At 70.3% G+C, this 18,185-nt stretch carries 17 protein-coding genes; all 17 read left to right on the forward strand.

From position 1 onward, the window contains the following. The first annotated feature begins 95 nt into the window (after window positions 1–95). The 17 genes from E6R18_RS09880 to atpA all read left to right on the forward strand — a co-directional run bounded on the left by E6R18_RS09880 (window position 96) and on the right by atpA (window position 18,182). A complete protein-coding gene (locus E6R18_RS09880) occupies window positions 96–1,406 on the forward strand; it encodes a homoserine dehydrogenase (protein WP_206308252.1) in 1,311 nt (436 codons plus the stop codon). 6 nt (window positions 1,407–1,412) lie between these two features. After that, entirely contained in the window at window positions 1,413–2,483 is a 1,071-nt protein-coding gene (gene thrC, locus E6R18_RS09885) for a threonine synthase (protein ID WP_136316487.1), read from the forward strand. 309 nt (window positions 2,484–2,792) lie between these two features. Further along, window positions 2,793–3,737: a homoserine kinase gene (gene thrB, locus E6R18_RS09890; protein ID WP_136316488.1), complete on the forward strand. Its 945-nt coding sequence runs from the start codon at window positions 2,793–2,795 to the stop codon at window positions 3,735–3,737. A 377-nt stretch (window positions 3,738–4,114) separates the two neighbouring features. Then, window positions 4,115–6,154 carry a transcription termination factor Rho gene (gene rho / locus E6R18_RS09895; RefSeq protein ID WP_136316489.1) on the forward strand — a complete coding sequence of 680 codons (2,040 nt, stop codon included), beginning with the start codon at window positions 4,115–4,117 and terminating at the stop codon, window positions 6,152–6,154. A gap of 356 nt (window positions 6,155–6,510) precedes the next feature. Further along, window positions 6,511–7,611 carry an LCP family protein gene (locus tag E6R18_RS09900; RefSeq protein WP_136316490.1) on the forward strand — a complete coding sequence of 367 codons (1,101 nt, stop codon included), beginning with the start codon at window positions 6,511–6,513 and terminating at the stop codon, window positions 7,609–7,611. Window positions 7,612–7,754: 143 nt separating this feature from the next. Next, entirely contained in the window at window positions 7,755–7,976 is a 222-nt protein-coding gene (gene rpmE, locus E6R18_RS09905) for a 50S ribosomal protein L31 (protein ID WP_136316491.1), read from the forward strand. A 150-nt stretch (window positions 7,977–8,126) separates the two neighbouring features. Next, window positions 8,127–9,203, forward strand: coding sequence for a peptide chain release factor 1 (gene prfA, locus E6R18_RS09910; protein WP_136316492.1), 1,077 nt, complete (start codon window positions 8,127–8,129; stop codon window positions 9,201–9,203). A gap of 39 nt (window positions 9,204–9,242) precedes the next feature. Continuing rightward, entirely contained in the window at window positions 9,243–10,088 is an 846-nt protein-coding gene (gene prmC / locus E6R18_RS09915) for a peptide chain release factor N(5)-glutamine methyltransferase (protein ID WP_136316493.1), read from the forward strand. Between the two features lie 64 nt (window positions 10,089–10,152). After that, complete coding sequence (locus E6R18_RS09920; protein WP_136203282.1) at window positions 10,153–10,800, forward strand: L-threonylcarbamoyladenylate synthase; 648 nt, start codon at window positions 10,153–10,155, stop codon at window positions 10,798–10,800. Beyond that, a complete protein-coding gene (locus E6R18_RS09925; protein ID WP_136316494.1) occupies window positions 10,797–11,438 on the forward strand; it encodes a protein-tyrosine-phosphatase in 642 nt (213 codons plus the stop codon). The genes E6R18_RS09920 and E6R18_RS09925 overlap by 4 nt, the downstream gene beginning before the upstream one ends. A 149-nt stretch (window positions 11,439–11,587) precedes the next feature. Then, the gene (locus E6R18_RS09930) at window positions 11,588–13,021 is read left to right on the forward strand and encodes an MraY family glycosyltransferase (protein ID WP_136316495.1); all 1,434 of its coding nucleotides are present in this window, start codon (window positions 11,588–11,590) and stop codon (window positions 13,019–13,021) included. Between the two features lie 260 nt (window positions 13,022–13,281). Beyond that, window positions 13,282–13,719, forward strand: coding sequence for a hypothetical protein (locus tag E6R18_RS09935; protein WP_136316496.1), 438 nt, complete (start codon window positions 13,282–13,284; stop codon window positions 13,717–13,719). A 226-nt stretch (window positions 13,720–13,945) separates the two neighbouring features. After that, window positions 13,946–14,767 (forward strand): F0F1 ATP synthase subunit A, encoded by an 822-nt coding sequence (gene atpB / locus E6R18_RS09940; RefSeq protein WP_136316497.1) that lies wholly within the window; start codon window positions 13,946–13,948, stop codon window positions 14,765–14,767. Between the two features lie 75 nt (window positions 14,768–14,842). Further along, window positions 14,843–15,073 (forward strand): ATP synthase F0 subunit C, encoded by a 231-nt coding sequence (gene atpE, locus E6R18_RS09945; protein WP_030768902.1) that lies wholly within the window; start codon window positions 14,843–14,845, stop codon window positions 15,071–15,073. Window positions 15,074–15,115: 42 nt separating this feature from the next. After that, window positions 15,116–15,661: a F0F1 ATP synthase subunit B gene (locus E6R18_RS09950; protein WP_136316498.1), complete on the forward strand. Its 546-nt coding sequence runs from the start codon at window positions 15,116–15,118 to the stop codon at window positions 15,659–15,661. Beyond that, window positions 15,658–16,473, forward strand: coding sequence for a F0F1 ATP synthase subunit delta (locus tag E6R18_RS09955; protein ID WP_136316499.1), 816 nt, complete (start codon window positions 15,658–15,660; stop codon window positions 16,471–16,473). Before E6R18_RS09950 ends, E6R18_RS09955 begins: the two co-directional genes overlap by 4 nt. Window positions 16,474–16,610: 137 nt before the next feature. Then, the gene (atpA, locus tag E6R18_RS09960) at window positions 16,611–18,182 is read left to right on the forward strand and encodes a F0F1 ATP synthase subunit alpha (RefSeq protein WP_136316500.1); all 1,572 of its coding nucleotides are present in this window, start codon (window positions 16,611–16,613) and stop codon (window positions 18,180–18,182) included. The last annotated feature ends 3 nt before the right edge of the window (window positions 18,183–18,185 follow it).

Below are 18,185 nucleotides of genomic sequence, written 5' to 3' on the forward strand. Positions count from 1 at the left end.
CCCCGTAAACATCTCAGGATCCGGACGGGTGGCGGGAACGCCCGTCCGGTGAGTGAGACTGGTCCGTACAACAGATGTAAAGGAAACGAGGTCGGATGATGCGTACGCGTCCGCTGAAGGTGGCGCTGCTGGGCTGTGGAGTGGTCGGCTCAGAGGTGGCGCGCATCATGACGACGCACGCCGACGACCTCGCCGCGCGCATCGGCGCGCCGGTGGAGCTCGCCGGTGTCGCCGTGCGCCGGCCCTCCAAGGTGCGCGAGGGCATCGACCCCGCCCTGATCACCACGGACGCGACCGCCCTGGTCAAACGGGGCGACATCGACGTCGTCATCGAGGTCATCGGGGGCATCGAGCCCGCCCGTACGCTCATCACCACCGCCTTCGAGCACGGCGCGAGCGTCGTCTCCGCCAACAAGGCGCTGCTCGCCGAGGACGGCGCCGCCCTGCACGGCGCCGCCGAGCAGCACGGCCGGGACCTCTACTACGAGGCCGCCGTGGCCGGCGCGATCCCGCTGGTACGCCCGCTGCGCGAGTCCCTGGCCGGCGACAAGGTCAACCGGGTGCTCGGCATCGTCAACGGCACCACCAACTTCATCCTCGACAAGATGGACACCAGCGGCGCCGGCTACTCCGAGGCGCTGGACGAGGCCACCGCCCTCGGCTACGCGGAGGCGGACCCCACCGCCGACGTGGAGGGCTTCGACGCCGCCGCCAAGGCCGCGATCCTGGCCGGCATCGCCTTCCACACCCGGGTGCGGATCGGTGACGTGCACCGCGAGGGCATCACCGAGGTCACCGCCGCCGACATCGCGTCCGCCCGCCGCATGGGCTGCACCGTCAAGCTCCTCGCCATCTGCGAGCGCGCCGCCGACGGCGCCTCGGTGACGGCCCGCGTGCACCCCGCGATGATCCCGCTCAGCCACCCGCTGGCCTCCGTGCGCGAGGCGTACAACGCGGTGTTCGTGGAGGCCGAGGCGGCCGGGCAGCTCATGTTCTACGGGCCCGGCGCGGGCGGTGCGCCCACCGCGTCCGCGGTACTCGGCGACCTGGTGGCCGTCTGCCGCAACAAACTCAACGAGGCCCCCGGGCCCGGCGAGTCCGCGTACACGCGTCTGCCGGTGAGCCCCATGGGCGACGTCGTCACGCGGTACCACATCAGCCTCGACGTGGCCGACAAGCCGGGCGTGCTCGCCCAGGTCGCGACGGTCTTCGCCGAGCAGGGCGTATCCATCGACACGGTCCGTCAGAAGGGCCGGCCGGACAGTCAGGAATCCGGCGGCGAGGCTTCCCTCGTCGTCGTCACCCACCGCGCGCCCGACGCCGCCCTCTCCGGGACCGTCGAGGCGCTGCGCAAGCTCGACACCGTGCGCGGTGTCGCCAGCATCATGCGTGTTGAAGGGGAGTAAGGACCCATGACCACCAAGGGCACCCACCAGTGGCGCGGCATCATCGAGGAGTACCGGGACCGTCTCCCGGTCACGAGCACGACGCCGGTCGTCACGCTCCGTGAGGGCGGTACGCCGCTCGTCCCCGCTCAGGTCCTCTCCGAGCGCACGGGCTGCGAGGTGCACCTCAAGGTCGAGGGCGCCAACCCCACCGGGTCCTTCAAGGACCGCGGCATGACCATGGCCATCACCCGGGCCAAGGAGGAGGGCGCGCAGGCCGTCATCTGCGCCTCCACCGGCAACACCTCCGCCTCCGCCGCCGCGTACGCGGTCCGGGCCGGCATGGTCTGCGCCGTCCTCGTGCCGCAGGGCAAGATCGCGCTCGGCAAGATGGGCCAGGCGCTCGTCCACGGCGCCAAGATCCTCCAGGTCGACGGCAACTTCGACGACTGCCTGACGCTGGCCCGCTCGCTCTCGGACAACTACCCGGTGGCGCTGGTCAATTCGGTCAACCCGGTCCGCATCGAGGGCCAGAAGACCGCCGCGTTCGAGATCGTGGACGCGCTCGGCGACGCCCCGGACATCCACGTGCTCCCGGTCGGCAACGCGGGCAACATCACCGCGTACTGGAAGGGCTACACCGAGTACGCCGGGGACGGCGTGTCCACGCACAAGCCGCGGATGTGGGGCTTCCAGGCATCCGGCTCCGCGCCCATCGTGCGCGGCGAGGTCGTCAAGGACCCGTCGACCATCGCCACCGCGATCCGGATCGGCAACCCGGCCTCCTGGAACTACGCGCTCGCCGCGCGGGACGAGTCGGGCGGCTTCATCGACGAGGTCACGGACCGTCAGATCCTCTCCGCCTACCGGCTGTTGGCCTCCCAGGAGGGCGTCTTCGTGGAGCCCGCATCGGCCGCGTCCGTCGCCGGGCTGCTCAAGGCCGCCGAAGAGGGCAAGGTCGACCCCGGGCAGCGGATCGTCTGCACGGTGACCGGAAACGGCCTCAAGGACCCGGACTGGGCCGTCGCGGGCGCCCCGCAGCCGGTCACCGTCCCGGTCGACGCGGCCGCCGCCGCCGAGAAGCTGGGCCTCGCGTAACCGCGTGAGCCACGGTGTCCCCGGGGCCAGTCGTACGACGGCCCCGGGGCACCACGCGCGCGACGCCTCGTCAGAAACACCGCCCGACCGGCCCTTTCCGGGCCGGAGAGCGCATCGCGGGCGGGCGACACGCATCGTGCGCCTCCTGTGCGCCCTATGTCGCCACAGAACCTTCCTTCGATAAGCTGTACCCAACCCGCCCCGCCACATCTGCCGGGGTGCCCGGACCGTTGCGGCTCCCCCCGAACACATCCCCGCAGTCGCAGCGCCCCGAATCCCCGCCGCCTCACAAGGAGAGTCGTCACAGCGATGGCCGGTCCCGCCTTCCGAGCCGCCGCCGTCCGGGTGCGCGTCCCCGCGACCAGCGCCAACCTGGGCCCCGGTTTCGACGCCCTCGGCCTGTCGCTCGGCCTGTACGACGACGTCGTCGTCCGCGTCGCCGACTCCGGACTGCACATCGACATCGCCGGTGAGGGCGCGGACACCCTGCCCCGCGACGAGAAGCACCTGCTCGTACGGTCCCTGCGCACCGCCTTCGACCTGCTCGGCGGACAGCCGCGCGGCCTGGAGATCGTCTGCGCCAACCGCATCCCGCACGGCCGCGGCCTCGGCTCGTCCTCCGCCGCCATCTGCGCCGGCATCGTCGCCGCCCGTGCCGTGACGACCGGCGGCGACGCCCGCCTCGACGACGCGGCCCTGCTGGAGCTCGCGACCGAGATCGAGGGCCACCCCGACAACGTCGCGGCCTGCCTGCTCGGCGGATTCACGCTCGCCTGGATGGACGGGGCGTCGGCCCGCGCCATCAGGATGGATCCCGCCGATTCCATCGTTCCGGTGGTTTTCGTCCCCGGCAAGCCGGTGCTCACCGAAACCGCCCGCGGACTGCTGCCGCGCACCGTCCCGCACGTCGACGCCGCCTTCAACGCGGGCCGTGCCGCCCTCCTCGTCGAGGCCCTGACCAGGCGCCCCGAACTGCTGCTCACGGCCACCGAGGACCGGCTGCACCAGGACTACCGCGCACCGGCCATGCCCGAGAGCGTCGAACTCGTGGGCCGGCTGCGCGCCGAGGGCGTCCCCGCGGTCATCTCCGGTGCCGGTCCGACGGTGCTGGCACTGGCCGAGGACGGTGCGGCCGACAAGGTCGCCCGACTGGCGGGCGAGGGGTGGGCGGCCAACCGGCTCACTCTCGACGCGCAGGGGGCGAGCGTCCTGCCGCTGGCGGCCCAGAGCGGGAGGCCGCAGGCCGAGAAGTGATTGCCGGTGAGTGAGAGGGGGAATGTTTGTTGGAGCCGGTAGTGTTAACCTCAAGTCTGCAATCGACGTCCATGAGGCGCGTTGCTTCGTGTCCCCTTCGGGACCACCAATTCTTCCGGGAGCCTCCCCAACTGCCTGAGCAGCCTGCCTGAGCAGTTGCGAGCACGCTCCGGAACCGGCACGACACCCCTCGCTCGTCCAGGAGTGGGCCGAGCAGGGGGATGCTCGCGCCGGGCCCATGCACACGTTCATCTCTCCGCCGTTCTACCCGGCGGACCACCGCCCCGGCACGGGCCGCACCACCGAGGACCGCAGCCGGACAGCACAACCGGTCGCCGAGCCAGAAGGCCGACGTCCGCTCCAGGGAAGGACCCTTCGTGAGCGACACCACCGATCTGATGGGCGTGACTGCCGACAAGAACGTCGACAGCGCCGCGCCCGCCGAAGGTGCTGCCACTGGCACCACCGCACGGCGCCGCCGCTCCGGCACCGGCCTTGAGGGCATGGTCCTGGCCGAGCTGCAGCAGGTCGCGTCCGGCCTCGGCATCAAGGGCACCGCGCGGATGCGCAAGAGCCAGCTGATCGAGGTCATCAAGGAGACCCAGGCCGGTGGCGGCTCCGCCGCGCCCAAGGCCAAGGCCGCCGCCCCCGCCGAGGCGGCGGAGACCAAGCCGAAGCGCCGCGCCACCTCCAAGGCGCGCACCGGTGCGGGCGACGAGACCCCGGCCGCCGCGCCCGCCGACAAGGCCGCGGCCCAGCAGCAGATCGACATCCCCGGCCAGCCGGCCAGCGACGAGCAGCCCACGGGCGAGCGCCGTCGCCGCCGCGCGACCGCCCAGGCGGGCAGCCCGGAGAGCAAGCCGGACGCCAAGGCGCAGACCAAGGACCGGGCGCAGGACGAGCCGAAGCACGAGCAGAAGCACGAGGCTCCCGCCGAGGACCGCTCCGAGGCCAAGGCCGAGGCCGGCGCGGACAACGCCGAGGGGCGCCGTGGCGACCGCCAGGAGCGCGGCCAGCGCGGTGACCGGGGTGAGCGCGGTGAGCGCCGTGAGCGCCAGCGCGACCGCCGGGGCAAGGGCGACGACCAGAGCGGCCGGCGCCAGGGCGGCCAGGGCCAGGGCCAGGGTCAGGGCCAGAACCAGGGCGGCGGCGGACCGCAGGACGACGGCTTCGACGACGAGGGCGGCCGGCGCGGCCGTCGCGGGCGCTACCGCGACCGCCGAGGCCGTCGTGGACGCGACGACTTCGCGAGCGACGCCCCGCCCGTCAGCGACGACGACGTCCTGATCCCCGTCGCGGGCATCCTGGACATCCTCGACAACTACGCGTTCATCCGGACCTCCGGCTACCTGCCCGGCCCGAACGACGTGTACGTCTCGCTCGCCCAGGTCCGCAAGAACGGCCTGCGCAAGGGTGACCACGTCACCGGTGCCGTGCGCCAGCCCAAGGACGGCGAGCGCCGCGAGAAGTTCAACGCGCTGGTCCGCCTCGACTCGGTCAACGGCATGGCGCCCGAGACCGGCCGCGGCCGCCCCGAGTTCCAGAAGCTGACGCCGCTCTACCCGCAGGACCGGCTCCGCCTGGAGACCGACTCCAACGTGCTGACGACGCGGATCATCGACCTGGTCGCCCCCATCGGCAAGGGCCAGCGTGGCCTGATCGTGGCCCCGCCGAAGACCGGTAAGACCATGATCCTCCAGGCCATCGCGAACGCGATCACGGTCAACAGCCCGGAGTGCCACCTGATGGTCGTCCTGGTGGACGAGCGTCCGGAAGAGGTCACCGACATGCAGCGGTCGGTGAAGGGCGAGGTCATCTCCTCGACCTTCGACCGTCCCGCCGAGGACCACACCACCGTCGCCGAGCTGGCCATCGAGCGTGCCAAGCGCCTGGTAGAGCTGGGCCACGACGTGGTCGTCCTGCTGGACTCGATCACCCGCCTGGGACGCGCGTACAACCTCGCCGCCCCGGCCTCCGGCCGCATCCTGTCCGGTGGTGTCGACTCGACCGCGCTCTACCCGCCGAAGCGCTTCTTCGGTGCCGCGCGCAACATCGAGGACGGCGGCTCGCTGACCATCCTGGCCACCGCGCTGGTCGAGACCGGCTCGCGCATGGACGAGGTGATCTTCGAGGAGTTCAAGGGCACCGGCAACATGGAGCTCAAGCTCGACCGCAAGCTCTCCGACAAGCGGATCTTCCCGGCGGTGGACGTCGACGCGTCCAGCACCCGCAAGGAGGAAATCCTGCTCGGCAGCGACGAGTTGGCGATCGTCTGGAAGCTGCGCCGGGTGCTGCACGCCCTCGACCAGCAGCAGGCCATCGAGCTCCTCCTGGACCGGATGAAGAAGACCCAGTCCAACGCGGAGTTCCTGCTCCAGATCCAGAAGACCACGCCGGCCCCGGGCAACAACGACTAGTCGAAGCCCCTCCGGCAGCAGGACACAGGCCGCCCCCGCCACTTCGGTGCCGGGGGCGGCCCTGCGCCGTACGCCGTTGCCGTTCCGAGACCTTCACCACACGGCAGGTCCCGCTCAGCCCCGCCGCCGGTCGTCCGTACCGGCCACGAAACCGCAGGTGAACGCCGGGTCACCGGCTGCCGCCGGCCGCCCGGAAGCCGTCCGGTGCTCGCCCGGAGGCCACGGACGCCTGTGCAACCCTTCTTGTCGCCGCCGCGTCGTACCCAGGAGTGACGAACAACAGCGACAAAGCGGCACACACACCCGCTCACCACTGCAGGGGGTAGCCGGGAGCAGCCGAGGGAACGAGGGAGAGCATGAGCGAGCAGAGCGGGAGCGGCAGCCGAATACGGGCCACCGGCAAACGCCGGAGGAAGCCGTCCCGCCGCCGCAGAGCGACCCGCACAGCCGTCTGGAGCCTGGCCGGCGCGGTCGTCGTCGCAGGAGCGGGGCTCGGATACGCCTACGTCCACCTCAACGGCAATCTCCAGGCCGTCGACATCAACACCGCGCTCGGCAAGGACCGCCCCCACAACGTCGACAACGGCTCCGAGGACATCCTCGTCCTCGGCTCCGACTCCCGCTCCGGCGCGAACGGCGAGTACGGCACCGACGAGGGCGCGGCCCGCTCGGACACCGCGATGGTCGTCCACGTCAACAAGGGCCACAAGTCCGCGAGTGTGGTCTCCATCCCGCGCGACACCCTCGTCACCCGCCCCGACTGCACCGGCGACGAGAGCGGCAGGCCCGTCGCCGGACAGCAGCGGGCGATGTTCAACACGGCGTACGAGGTCGGCGGCCCGGCCTGCGCGGTCAAGACCGTCGAGTCGATGTCCGGGATCCGCATGGACCACTACACCGAGGTGGACTTCACCGGCTTCAAGAAGCTGGTCGACAAGCTCGGCGGCGTCGAGATCACCACCAAGCAGGCGATCAACGACCCCAAGAGCCATCTGAACCTCGAACCGGGCACCCACACCCTGGACGGCGAGCAGTCCCTCGGCCTGGTCCGCACCCGCAAGAGCGTCGGCGACGGCAGCGACCTCGGCCGCATCCAGCTCCAGCAGGCATTCATCAAGGCGCTGATGCAGCAGGTCAAGAGCGTGGGCGTATTCAACGGCACCAAGCTCTACGGCATCGCCGACACCGCCACCAAGGCCATCACCACCGACTCCGACCTCGGCTCGGTCACCGAGCTCGCGAGCTTCGCCAAGGGCCTCAAGGGGCTCGGCGCGAACGACGTCCACATGGTGACCCTGCCCGTCCAGTACGACCCCGCGGACCCCAACCGCGTCGTCCCGCTGGAGAAGGCCGGCCAGCAGGTGTGGGACGCGCTGCGCCGGGACCGGCCGATCCCCGCCTCCGCCACCGAGCAGTCGGCCGGCGACAAGGGCGACGCGGGGAAGATCGTGCGGTGATCAGATCCGCCCGGGAATACCCGGCCGTCCACCCCGGTTTTGGGAGATACGGCCGGTCCTGGCAGACTGGTACGTCGGCCCCGGTTCACGGACGCGCAATCCGCGCGTACGACCCGGTGCCCTCCCGAACCTAGGAGAAACCCTTGAAGCGCGACATCCACCCCCAGTACGTCGAGACGCAGGTCAGCTGCACCTGTGGCGCGTCGTTCACCACCCGGTCCACGCTGGACAGCGGCACCATCCGTGCCGAGGTCTGCTCCGAGTGCCACCCGTTCTACACGGGCAAGCAGAAGATCCTCGACACCGGTGGCCGCGTGGCCCGCTTCGAGGCCCGCTTCGGCAAGGCCGCCACTGCCAGCAAGTAGCGAGCCGTCCGCGCCGGTCCGCGGCGCCCTCTTCCCGGGGGCGCCGTGGCCGGCGTTTTTTCCGGCCGGGGCACGGAACCCTCCGCACCCCGCCCGGCAGGCAACCGCCGGCCGGCAGGCACGACCAGCGAAGGAACCAGGAGCCCGAAGATGTTCGAGGCGGTCGAGGAACTGATCGGCGAGCACGCCGATCTCGAGAAGCAGCTCGCGGACCCCGCGGTCCACGCGGACCAGGCAAACGCGCGCAAGCTCAACAAGCGCTACGCCGAGCTGACCCCGATCGTCGCCACGTACCGCTCCTGGAAGCAGTCCGGTGACGACATCGAGACCGCCCGCGAGCTGGCCGCCGACGACCCGGACTTCGCCGCCGAGGTCAAGGAGCTGGAGAAGGAGCGCGAGGACCTCACCGAGAAGCTCCGCCTCCTGCTCGTACCCCGGGACCCCAGCGACGACAAGGACGTGCTCCTGGAGATCAAGGCCGGGGCGGGCGGCGACGAGTCCGCGCTGTTCGCCGGCGATCTGCTGCGCATGTACCTGCGCTACGCCGAGCGCGTCGGCTGGAAGACCGAGATCATCGACTCCACCGAGTCCGAGCTCGGCGGCTACAAGGACGTCCAGGTCGCCGTGAAGACCAAGGGCGGCAACGGGGCCACCGAACCCGGCCAGGGCGTATGGGCCCGGATGAAGTACGAGGGCGGCGTGCACCGCGTGCAGCGCGTGCCCTCCACCGAGTCCCAGGGCCGCATCCACACCTCCGCCGCCGGCGTCCTCGTGACGCCCGAGGCCGAGGAGGTCGACGTCGAGATCCACGCCAACGACCTGCGCATCGACGTCTACCGCTCCTCGGGCCCCGGCGGCCAGTCCGTCAACACGACCGACTCCGCCGTCCGCATCACGCACCTGCCCACCGGCGTCGTCGCCTCCTGCCAGAACGAGAAGAGCCAGCTCCAGAACAAGGAGCAGGCCATGCGCATCCTGCGCTCCCGGCTGCTGGCCGCCGCCCAGGAGGCCGCCGAGCAGGAAGCCTCGGACGTACGTCGCAGCCAGGTGCGCACGGTCGACCGATCCGAGAAGATCCGTACCTACAACTTCCCGGAAAACCGCATCTCGGACCACCGCGTCGGCTTCAAGGCGTACAACTTGGACCAGGTGCTCGACGGAGACCTGGACGCGGTGATCCAGGCATGCGTCGACGCCGACTCCGCGGCCAAGCTCGCCGCCGCCTGACCCCACCGCCCCGCTCGTGACCCCGTACGGAGAACCGCGATGAACCTGCTGCTCGCCGAGGTGGCCCAGGCCACCCAGCGGCTGGCCGACGCCGGTGTTCCCTCACCGAGATTCGATGCCGAGGAACTCGCCGCGTTCGTGCACGGCGTCAAGCGGGGCGAGCTGCACAACGTGCCGGACGCCGACTTCGACGCCCGCTACTGGGAGACGATCGCCCGCCGCGAGGCCCGCGAACCCCTCCAGCACATCACCGGGCGCGCCTTCTTCCGCTACCTGGAGCTCCAGGTCGGACCCGGCGTCTTCGTGCCCCGGCCGGAGACCGAAGCGGTCGTCGGCTGGGCCATAGACGCGGTGCGCGCGATGGACGTCGTCGAGCCGCTGATCGTCGACCTGTGCACCGGTTCGGGCGCCATCGCCCTCGCCATGGCCCAGGAGGTGCCGCGTTCCCGCGTGCACGCCGTGGAGCTGTCCGAGGACGCCCTGAAGTGGACCCGGAAGAACGCCGAGAACTCCAGGGTCACCGTGCACCGCGGCGACGCGCTCACCGCCCTGCCCGAACTCGACGGCCAGGTCGACCTGGTCATCTCCAACCCGCCGTACATCCCGCTCACCGAGTGGGAGTACGTGGCGCCCGAGGCCCGCGACCACGACCCCGAGATGGCGCTCTTCTCCGGCGAGGACGGCCTCGACACCATCCGCGGCATCGAGCGCACCGCCCACCGCCTGCTCCGCCCCGGCGGCCTCGTCGTCATCGAGCACGCCGACACCCAGGGCGGCCAGGTGCCCTGGATCTTCACCGAGGAGCGGGGCTGGGCGGACGCGGCCGACCACCCCGACCTCAACCGGCGCCCCCGGTTCGCCACGGCCCGCAAGGCGATGCCGTGACCGGGGCCCGTCACCCGTACGACCCGTACCAGCCCTACCCGTACATGCTTGAGGAGGCCGGCTGATGGCACGGCGATACGACTGCAACGACGCGACCGACCGTACGACGGGTCTGCGCGAGGCCGCGTCAGCCGTCCGCCGCGGCGAACTCGTCGTGCTGCCCACCGACACCGTGTACGGGATCGGCGCGGACGCCTTCAGTTCACAGAGCGTCGGCGACCTGCTGGAGGCCAAGGGGCGCGGCCGCAACATGCCCTCGCCGGTCCTCATCGGCTCGCCCAACACCCTGCACGGCCTGGTCACCGACTTCTCCGAGCAGGCGTGGGAGTTGGTCGACGCGTTCTGGCCCGGCGCCCTGACCCTCGTCGCCAAGCACCAGCCCTCGCTCCAGTGGGACCTCGGCGACACCCGGGGCACCGTCGCCGTCCGGATGCCGCTGCACCCGGTCGCCATCGAACTGCTCACGGAGGTCGGCCCGATGGCCGTCTCCAGCGCCAACCTCACCGGCCACCCCTCGCCGGAGACCTGCGACGCCGCCCAGGAGATGCTCGGCGACTCCGTCTCCGTCTACCTCGACGGCGGGCCGACCCCGGGCATCGTGCCGTCCTCCATCGTGGACGTCACCGGCAAGGTGCCCGTCCTGCTGCGTGCCGGCGCGCTCTCGGCGGAGGACCTGCGCAAGGTGGTACCCGACCTCGAGGTGGCCAATTGACCGCCCCCGAGGGGCGTGGCATAGCGGGGCGGGCCGGCACTTTCCGCATCCTCCACGTCAGCACCGGCAACGTCTGCCGCTCGCCGATCACCGAGCGGCTGACCCGCCATGCCCTGGTGGACCGCCTCGGCGACCCCCTCCAGGGCGGGCTGATCGTGGAGAGCGCGGGCACCTGGGGCCACGAGGGCGCCCCGATGGAGGCCAACGCCGAGGTGGTGCTCGCCGACTTCGGGGCCGACGCCACCGGCTTCACCGGCCGTGAACTGCTCGACGAGCACGTGATCCGCGCCGACCTGGTCCTCACCGCCACCCGCGACCACCGGGCCCAGGTCATCTCCATGGGCCACTCGGCCGGGCTGCGCACCTTCACGCTCAAGGAGTTCACCCGGCTCGTCCGGGCCATAGACCCGGCGACCCTGCCCGACGCCCGCGAGGAGGGCGTCGTGGAGCGCGCCCGCGCCCTGGTGAGGGCCGCCGCCGCGCTGCGCGGCTGGCTGCTGGCGCCGACCGCGGAGGCCGACGAGGTGTACGACCCGTACGGCGCCCCGATCACGTTCTTCCGGTCCATCGGCGACGAGATCAGCCAGGCGCTGGACCCGGTCGTCACCGCGCTGACCGGCGTCTCCGCACCCCGCTGACCCCGCGGCGCTCCACCCGCCCCGCCCCGGGTGGCATCGCCCCCTTGTCCGTGATGACGGCGGTCCGTGCAACCATCACGGGGACATCTGTGTCCCTCACCATGGGACCGACGTAGTTAAGGTGTGGGCTGAGATGGCCGGCGACATTTGTGGGGCAGCCCGTGCGTGACTATTTGCTGACACTCTGTGTCACGGCCGCTGTGACCTACCTGCTCACCGGTCCGGTGCGCAAGTTCGCCATCGCGGTCGGGGCGATGCCCGCGATCCGCGCGCGCGACGTCCACCGCGAACCGACCCCGCGTCTCGGCGGCATCGCCATGTTCGGCGGGCTGTGCGCGGGGCTGATCGTCGCCAACCACCTCGCCAACCTCGACGGCGTCTTCGAGCTGTCCAGCGAACCGCGGGCGCTGCTCTCCGGGGCGGCGCTGATCTGGCTGATCGGCGTGCTGGACGACAAGTTCGAGATCGACGCCCTGATCAAGCTCGGCGGGCAGATGCTCGCCGCGGCCGTCATGGTCCTCCAGGGCCTGACGATCCTGTGGCTGCCGATCCCGGGCATCGGCACCGTGGCCCTCACCCCGTGGCAGGGCACGCTGCTCACCGTGGCGCTGGTCGTGATCACGATCAACGCCGTCAACTTCGTGGACGGCCTGGACGGGCTCGCGGCGGGCATGGTCCTCATCGCCGCCACCGCGTTCTTCCTGTACACCTACCGGCTCTGGTACGGGCACACCATCGAGGCCGCCGCCCCGGCGACGCTCTTCGCCGCGATCCTGATGGGCATGTGCCTCGGCTTCCTGCCGCACAACATGCACCCGGCCCGGATCTTCATGGGCGACTCGGGATCGATGCTGATCGGCCTCGTCCTGGCGGCCGGCGCGATCTCGGTGACGGGGCAGGTCGACCCGGACAACATGATGATCTTCGAGGGCAGTGAGCGCCAGGCGACCCACGCGATGCTCCCGGTCTTCATCCCGTTGCTGCTGCCGCTGACCATCATCGCGATCCCGGCGGCCGACCTGGTCCTCGCGATCGTGCGGCGCACCTGGAACGGCCAGTCGCCCTTCGCGGCGGACCGCGGCCACCTGCACCACCGGCTGCTGAACATCGGCCACTCGCACAGCCGGTCGGTCCTGATCATGTACTTCTGGTCGGCCCTGATCGCCTTCGGCGCGGTGGGTTACTCGGTGCACTCGGCGTCCATGTGGGTCGTCCTGGTGGTCGTGGGCCTGAGCGCGCTCGGCCTGATCCTGCTCCTGATGCCGCGCTTCACCCCGCGCGCCCCGCGCTGGGCGGAAAGCTTCGTACCGCCGCGCTACCGGCGCAGACGGCGCCGCCTGCAGGAGACCCCCGGGGCGGAGCCGTCCGGGGCCGTGGAGGGCCAACAGGGGCCCGTGGACGGCCAGATGGACCGGGAAGGGGCGGACGGGGCGCAGGAGGGCCCGCAGGGCGGCGCGGAGGACCGCGAGGCCGCCGGGTCGGCCCCGGTCGCCGCAGGCGTCTCGGGCGTCAACGGAGCGACCGCCATCGGCCACCGATCGCGTTTCGCGGACCGCCGCGAGGCCGGTTCCACCCGTCGGTGAATCGGTCAGCGCCTCCCATTAGCAGACAAATCGAAAGCGTGCATCGCTCACACGTGCTCGTTAGCCCTCACGTGTGACAGCAAGCACACTTTCTTGGTAAAGACCTCATCAAATAGTTTGTGATACCGTTCACGAAGCCCGGTGACGGGGCCGAAGGACCTGATGTAGCACGGTCCATCGGCCCGAGGCATCGACTCTGACCGGGCCTACGCTCGTCCATGACGACACACTGCCCACCCCCTGCAAGCGGAGCTGCCGCCATGCCGTCCAACGACGTCCGGACTCTCCTCCAGACCGCCGTGCCCACCGCTGTCGCCGGCGCCGTAGCCGCCGCGATCAGCGCTGGTGTCGCCGGCGGCAAGGGAGCCCTGGGCGCGGTCGTTGCGACGATCGTGGTCATCCTCTTCATGGGGATCGGACTGGTGGTCCTGCAACGGACGGCCAAGTCCCTGCCTCACCTGTTCCAGGCGATGGGGCTGATGCTGTACACGGCCCAGCTGCTCCTGCTGTTCATCTTTGTCGCCGCATTCAAGAACACGACGATGTTCAACCCGAAGGCATTCGCGATCACCCTGGTCGCGACGACCCTCGTGTGGATCGGCGCACAGGCGCGTGCGCACATGAAGGCCAAGATCCTTTACGTGGAACCCGAGTCCGACAAGGGCGAGAAGCCCGGGAAGCCGGGGTCCGGAGCGTGAAGGGTAGGGGCGGAATAAGTGCGGGGTCAGGACCCTGCTATCGTCCGGTTCCAACTGCGGCACTGCGGGCGCGTGCATGTGAGCTGACGCCTGCTCGATCGCGAGGCTCACATGCCTGACTGCCGCTCACACATCCGAAACACCAGTCCAGTGCCGAACCGCGGCTGTGCGCCGCGCCGACACAACGAGGTTGCCGTACCTATGCGCCACGCTGAAGGAGCCCGCGGTGAGTGCTGACCCGACACAGGTGCTCGCCTTCGAGACCGATTGCCACATCTTCGACGGTTGTGGTTTCCCGGCACCCGGCCTGCACTCGTTCCTGTTCGAGCCCCTGTGGGGCGACGGGGACAGCAACTTGTACTTCAACAAGCCGATGCTGCTGGCCCTGCTCGGCTCGATCATCATCGTCGGCTTCTTCTGGGCCGCCTTCCGCAAGCCGAAGTTGGTGCCCGGCAAGCTTCAGATGACGGCCGAGGCCGGATACGACTTCATCCGCCGTGGCATCGTCTACGAGACGATCGGCAAGCGCGAGGGTGAGAAGTACGTCCCGCTCGTCGTCTCGCTGTTCTTCTTCGTCTGGATGATGAACCTCTGGTCGATCATCCCGGTCGCCCAGTTCCCCGTGACGTCGATCATCGCGTACCCCGCGGTGCTCGCGGCCATCGTCTACATCCTGTGGGTCAGCCTGACCTTCAAGCGCCACGGTTTCGTCGGGGCGTGGAAGAACATCACCGGTTACGACAAGTCGCTCGGCCCGGTCCTGCCGCTGGCGATGCTGATCGAGTTCTTCTCGAACCTGCTGGTGCGGCCCTTCACCCACGCGGTGCGACTGTTCGCGAACATGTTCGCCGGCCACACGCTGCTGCTGCTGTTCACGATCGCCAGCTGGTACCTGCTCAACGGCATCGGGTTCGCCTATGCCGGCGTGTCCTTCGTGATGACCATCGTGATGACCGCCTTCGAGCTCTTCATCCAGGCGCTGCAGGCGTACGTATTCGTGCTCCTGACCTGCACCTACATCCAGGGCGCGCTCGCCAAGCACCACTGAGCATCCCGCGCTCCGACCCTGAAGTCGTCCGGTGGCCAACCCCCACCGGTCCGTGAAAGAGAAGGAAGAACTGGCATGTCCCAGACCCTTGCTGCCGTCACCGGCTCCCTCGGCTCCATCGGTTACGGCCTCGCCGCCATCGGCCCCGGCGTCGGCGTCGGCATCATCTTCGGTAACGGCACCCAGGCGCTCGCCCGTCAGCCCGAAGCTGCCGGCCTGATCCGCGCCAACCAGATCCTCGGCTTCGCCTTCTGTGAGGCGCTCGCCCTCATCGGTCTGGTCATGCCGTTCGTCTACGGCCCGTGATCTTCGGATCCACGACCAGCCACCTAGACGAAAGGCACTGATGTGAGCCAGTTGCTTACGGTCGCAGCGGAGGAGATGGAAAACCCTCTCATCCCGCCGATCCCCGAGCTCGTCATCGGCCTCATCGCCTTCCTCATCGTCTTCGGCTTCCTCGCCAAGAAGCTCCTCCCGAACATCAACAAGGTTCTGGAAGAGCGCCGCGAGGCCATCGAAGGCGGTATCGAGAAGGCCGATGCGGCCCAGACCGAGGCCCAGAGCGTTCTTGAGCAGTACAAGGCTCAGCTCGCCGAGGCCCGCCACGAAGCCGCTCGTATGCGCCAGGAGGCGCAGGAGCAGGGCGCCGTGATCCTGCAGGAAATGCGCGAGGAGGGCCAGCGCCAGCGCGACGAGATCGTCGCCGCCGGCCACGCCCAGATCGAGGCCGACCGCAAGGCCGCCGCCGCAGCGCTGCGCCAGGACGTGGGCAAGCTCGCCACCGACCTGGCCGGCAAGCTCGTCGGCGAGTCCCTGGAGGACCACGCCCGGCAGAGCGGCACCGTCGACCGTTTCCTCGACGAGCTCGAGGCGAAGGCCGAGGCCGTCCGATGAACGGCGCGAGCCGCGAGGCACTGGCTGCCGCACGCGAGCGGCTCGACGCGCTGACCGACAGCACGTCGGTCGACGCGGCGAAGCTCGCCGAGGACCTGGCCGGCGTCACGGCGCTGCTGCACCGCGAGGTGTCGCTGCGCCGGGTCCTGACCGACCCGGCGCAGCCCGGCGAGGCCAGGGCCGAGCTGGCAGCCCGGCTGCTCGGCGGCCAGGTGGGCGGCGAAGCCGTCGATCTGGTCTCCGGCATGGTCCGCTCGCGCTGGTCGCAGTCGCGTGACCTGGTCGACTCGGTCGAGGAGCTGGCGAACACCGCCGACCTCACCGCCGCCCAGCGAGGCGGCGACCTGGACGACGTGGAGGACGAGCTCTTCCGGTTCGGCCGCATCGTCGCCTCGGACACCGGTCTGCGCGCCGCGCTCACCAGCCGGACCGCGACCTCCGCAGCCAAGGGCGAGCTGCTGCGCAGCCTGCTCGGCGGAAAGGCGCGGCCCACCACCGAGCGCGTCATCGTGCGGCTTGTCACCCAGCCGCGTGGACGTAGCCTGGAAGCGGGACTCGAGTCCCTCTCCAAGCTCGCCGCGGAGCGCCGGGAGCGCATGGTCGCGATCGTCACCTCGGCGGTGCCGCTCAGCGACCGGCAGAAGCAGCGCCTCGGCGCGGCCCTGGCGAAGATCTACGGCCGGCAGATGCACCTGAACCTCGACGTGGACCCCGCGGTCCTCGGCGGGATCACGGTGCGGGTCGGTGACGAGGTCATCAACGGCACCGTCGCGGAGCGCCTCGACGAGGCGACCCGCCGCATGGCCGGCTGACACAAGCGCAGCGCAACAGAACAGAGCAAGACCAGCGGCCCGGTTGGGCCGTGCAGAAATTGCAGAAGATTCCTGGGGGTCGGCCCCCAGACCCCCTTAAGAAACTTCGGGCCCAACAAGGAGAGCAGGGAACCCAGATGGCGGAGCTCACGATCCGGCCGGAGGAGATCCGGGACGCACTGGAGAACTTTGTCCAGTCGTACCAGCCGGACGCGGCCTCGCGCGAGGAGGTCGGTACGGTCAGCGTTGCCGGCGACGGCATCGCGAAGGTGGAGGGCCTGCCCTCCGCCATGGCGAACGAGCTGCTGAAGTTCGAGGACGGCACCCTCGGTCTCGCCCTCAACCTCGAGGAGCGCGAGATCGGTGCGATCGTCCTCGGCGAGTTCAGCGGAATCGAGGAGGGCCAGCCGGTGCGGCGCACCGGTGAGGTGCTCTCCGTCGGCGTCGGCGAGGGCTACCTCGGCCGCGTCGTCGACCCGCTCGGCACCCCGATCGACGGTCTCGGCGAGATCGCGACCGACGGCCGCCGCGCCCTCGAGCTGCAGGCCCCTGGCGTCATGGTCCGCAAGTCGGTGCACGAGCCGATGCAGACCGGCTACAAGGCCGTCGACGCGATGGTGCCGATCGGCCGCGGCCAGCGTCAGCTGATCATCGGCGACCGTCAGACGGGTAAGACCGCTCTGGCCGTCGACACGATCATCAACCAGCGCGACAACTGGCGCTCGGGCGACGTGAACAAGCAGGTGCGCTGCATCTACGTCGCCATCGGTCAGAAGGGCTCCACCATCGCCTCCGTGCGCGGTGCCCTCGAAGAGGCCGGCGCGCTCGAGTACACGACCATCGTCGCCGCCCCGGCGTCCGACCCGGCCGGCTTCAAGTACCTGGCGCCGTACACCGGCTCGGCCATCGGCCAGCACTGGATGTACCAGGGCAAGCACGTCCTGATCATCTTCGACGACCTCTCGAAGCAGGCCGACGCCTACCGCGCCGTGTCGCTGCTGCTGCGCCGTCCGCCGGGCCGCGAGGCATACCCGGGCGACGTCTTCTACCTCCACTCGCGTCTGCTGGAGCGCTGCGCCAAGCTCTCCGACGACATGGGTGCCGGTTCGATGACGGGCCTCCCGATCGTCGAGACCAAGGCGAACGACGTGTCGGCGTTCATTCCGACCAACGTCATCTCCATCACCGACGGCCAGTGCTTCCTGGAGTCCGACCTGTTCAACGCCGGCCAGCGCCCGGCCCTGAACGTCGGTATCTCGGTCTCCCGCGTCGGTGGCTCCGCCCAGCACAAGGCCATGCGCCAGGTGTCCGGCCGGCTCCGCGTGGACCTCGCCCAGTACCGCGAGCTGGAGGCGTTCGCCGCCTTCGGTTCCGACCTGGACGCGGCCTCGAAGGCTTCGCTGGAGCGCGGTAAGCGCATGGTCGAGCTGCTGAAGCAGCCGCAGTACGCCCCGTTCCCGGTCGAGGAGCAGGTCGTCTCCGTCTGGGCCGGCACCAACGGCAAGATGGACGACGTCCCGGTCGAGGACATCCGCCGCTTCGAGTCGGAGCTGCTGGAGTACCTGCGCCGCGAGCGCAAGGACCTCCTGACCAGCATCCGCGAGGGCGCCAAGATGTCCGACGACACGCTGCAGGCGATCGCCGACGCCGTCGCCGCCTTCAAGCAGCAGTTCGAGACCTCGGACGGCAAGCTCCTGGGCGAGGGCTGATCG

The sequence above is a fragment of the Streptomyces sp. A1277 genome (genome assembly GCF_004795015.1).
Lineage (GTDB): Bacteria > Actinomycetota > Actinomycetes > Streptomycetales > Streptomycetaceae > Streptomyces.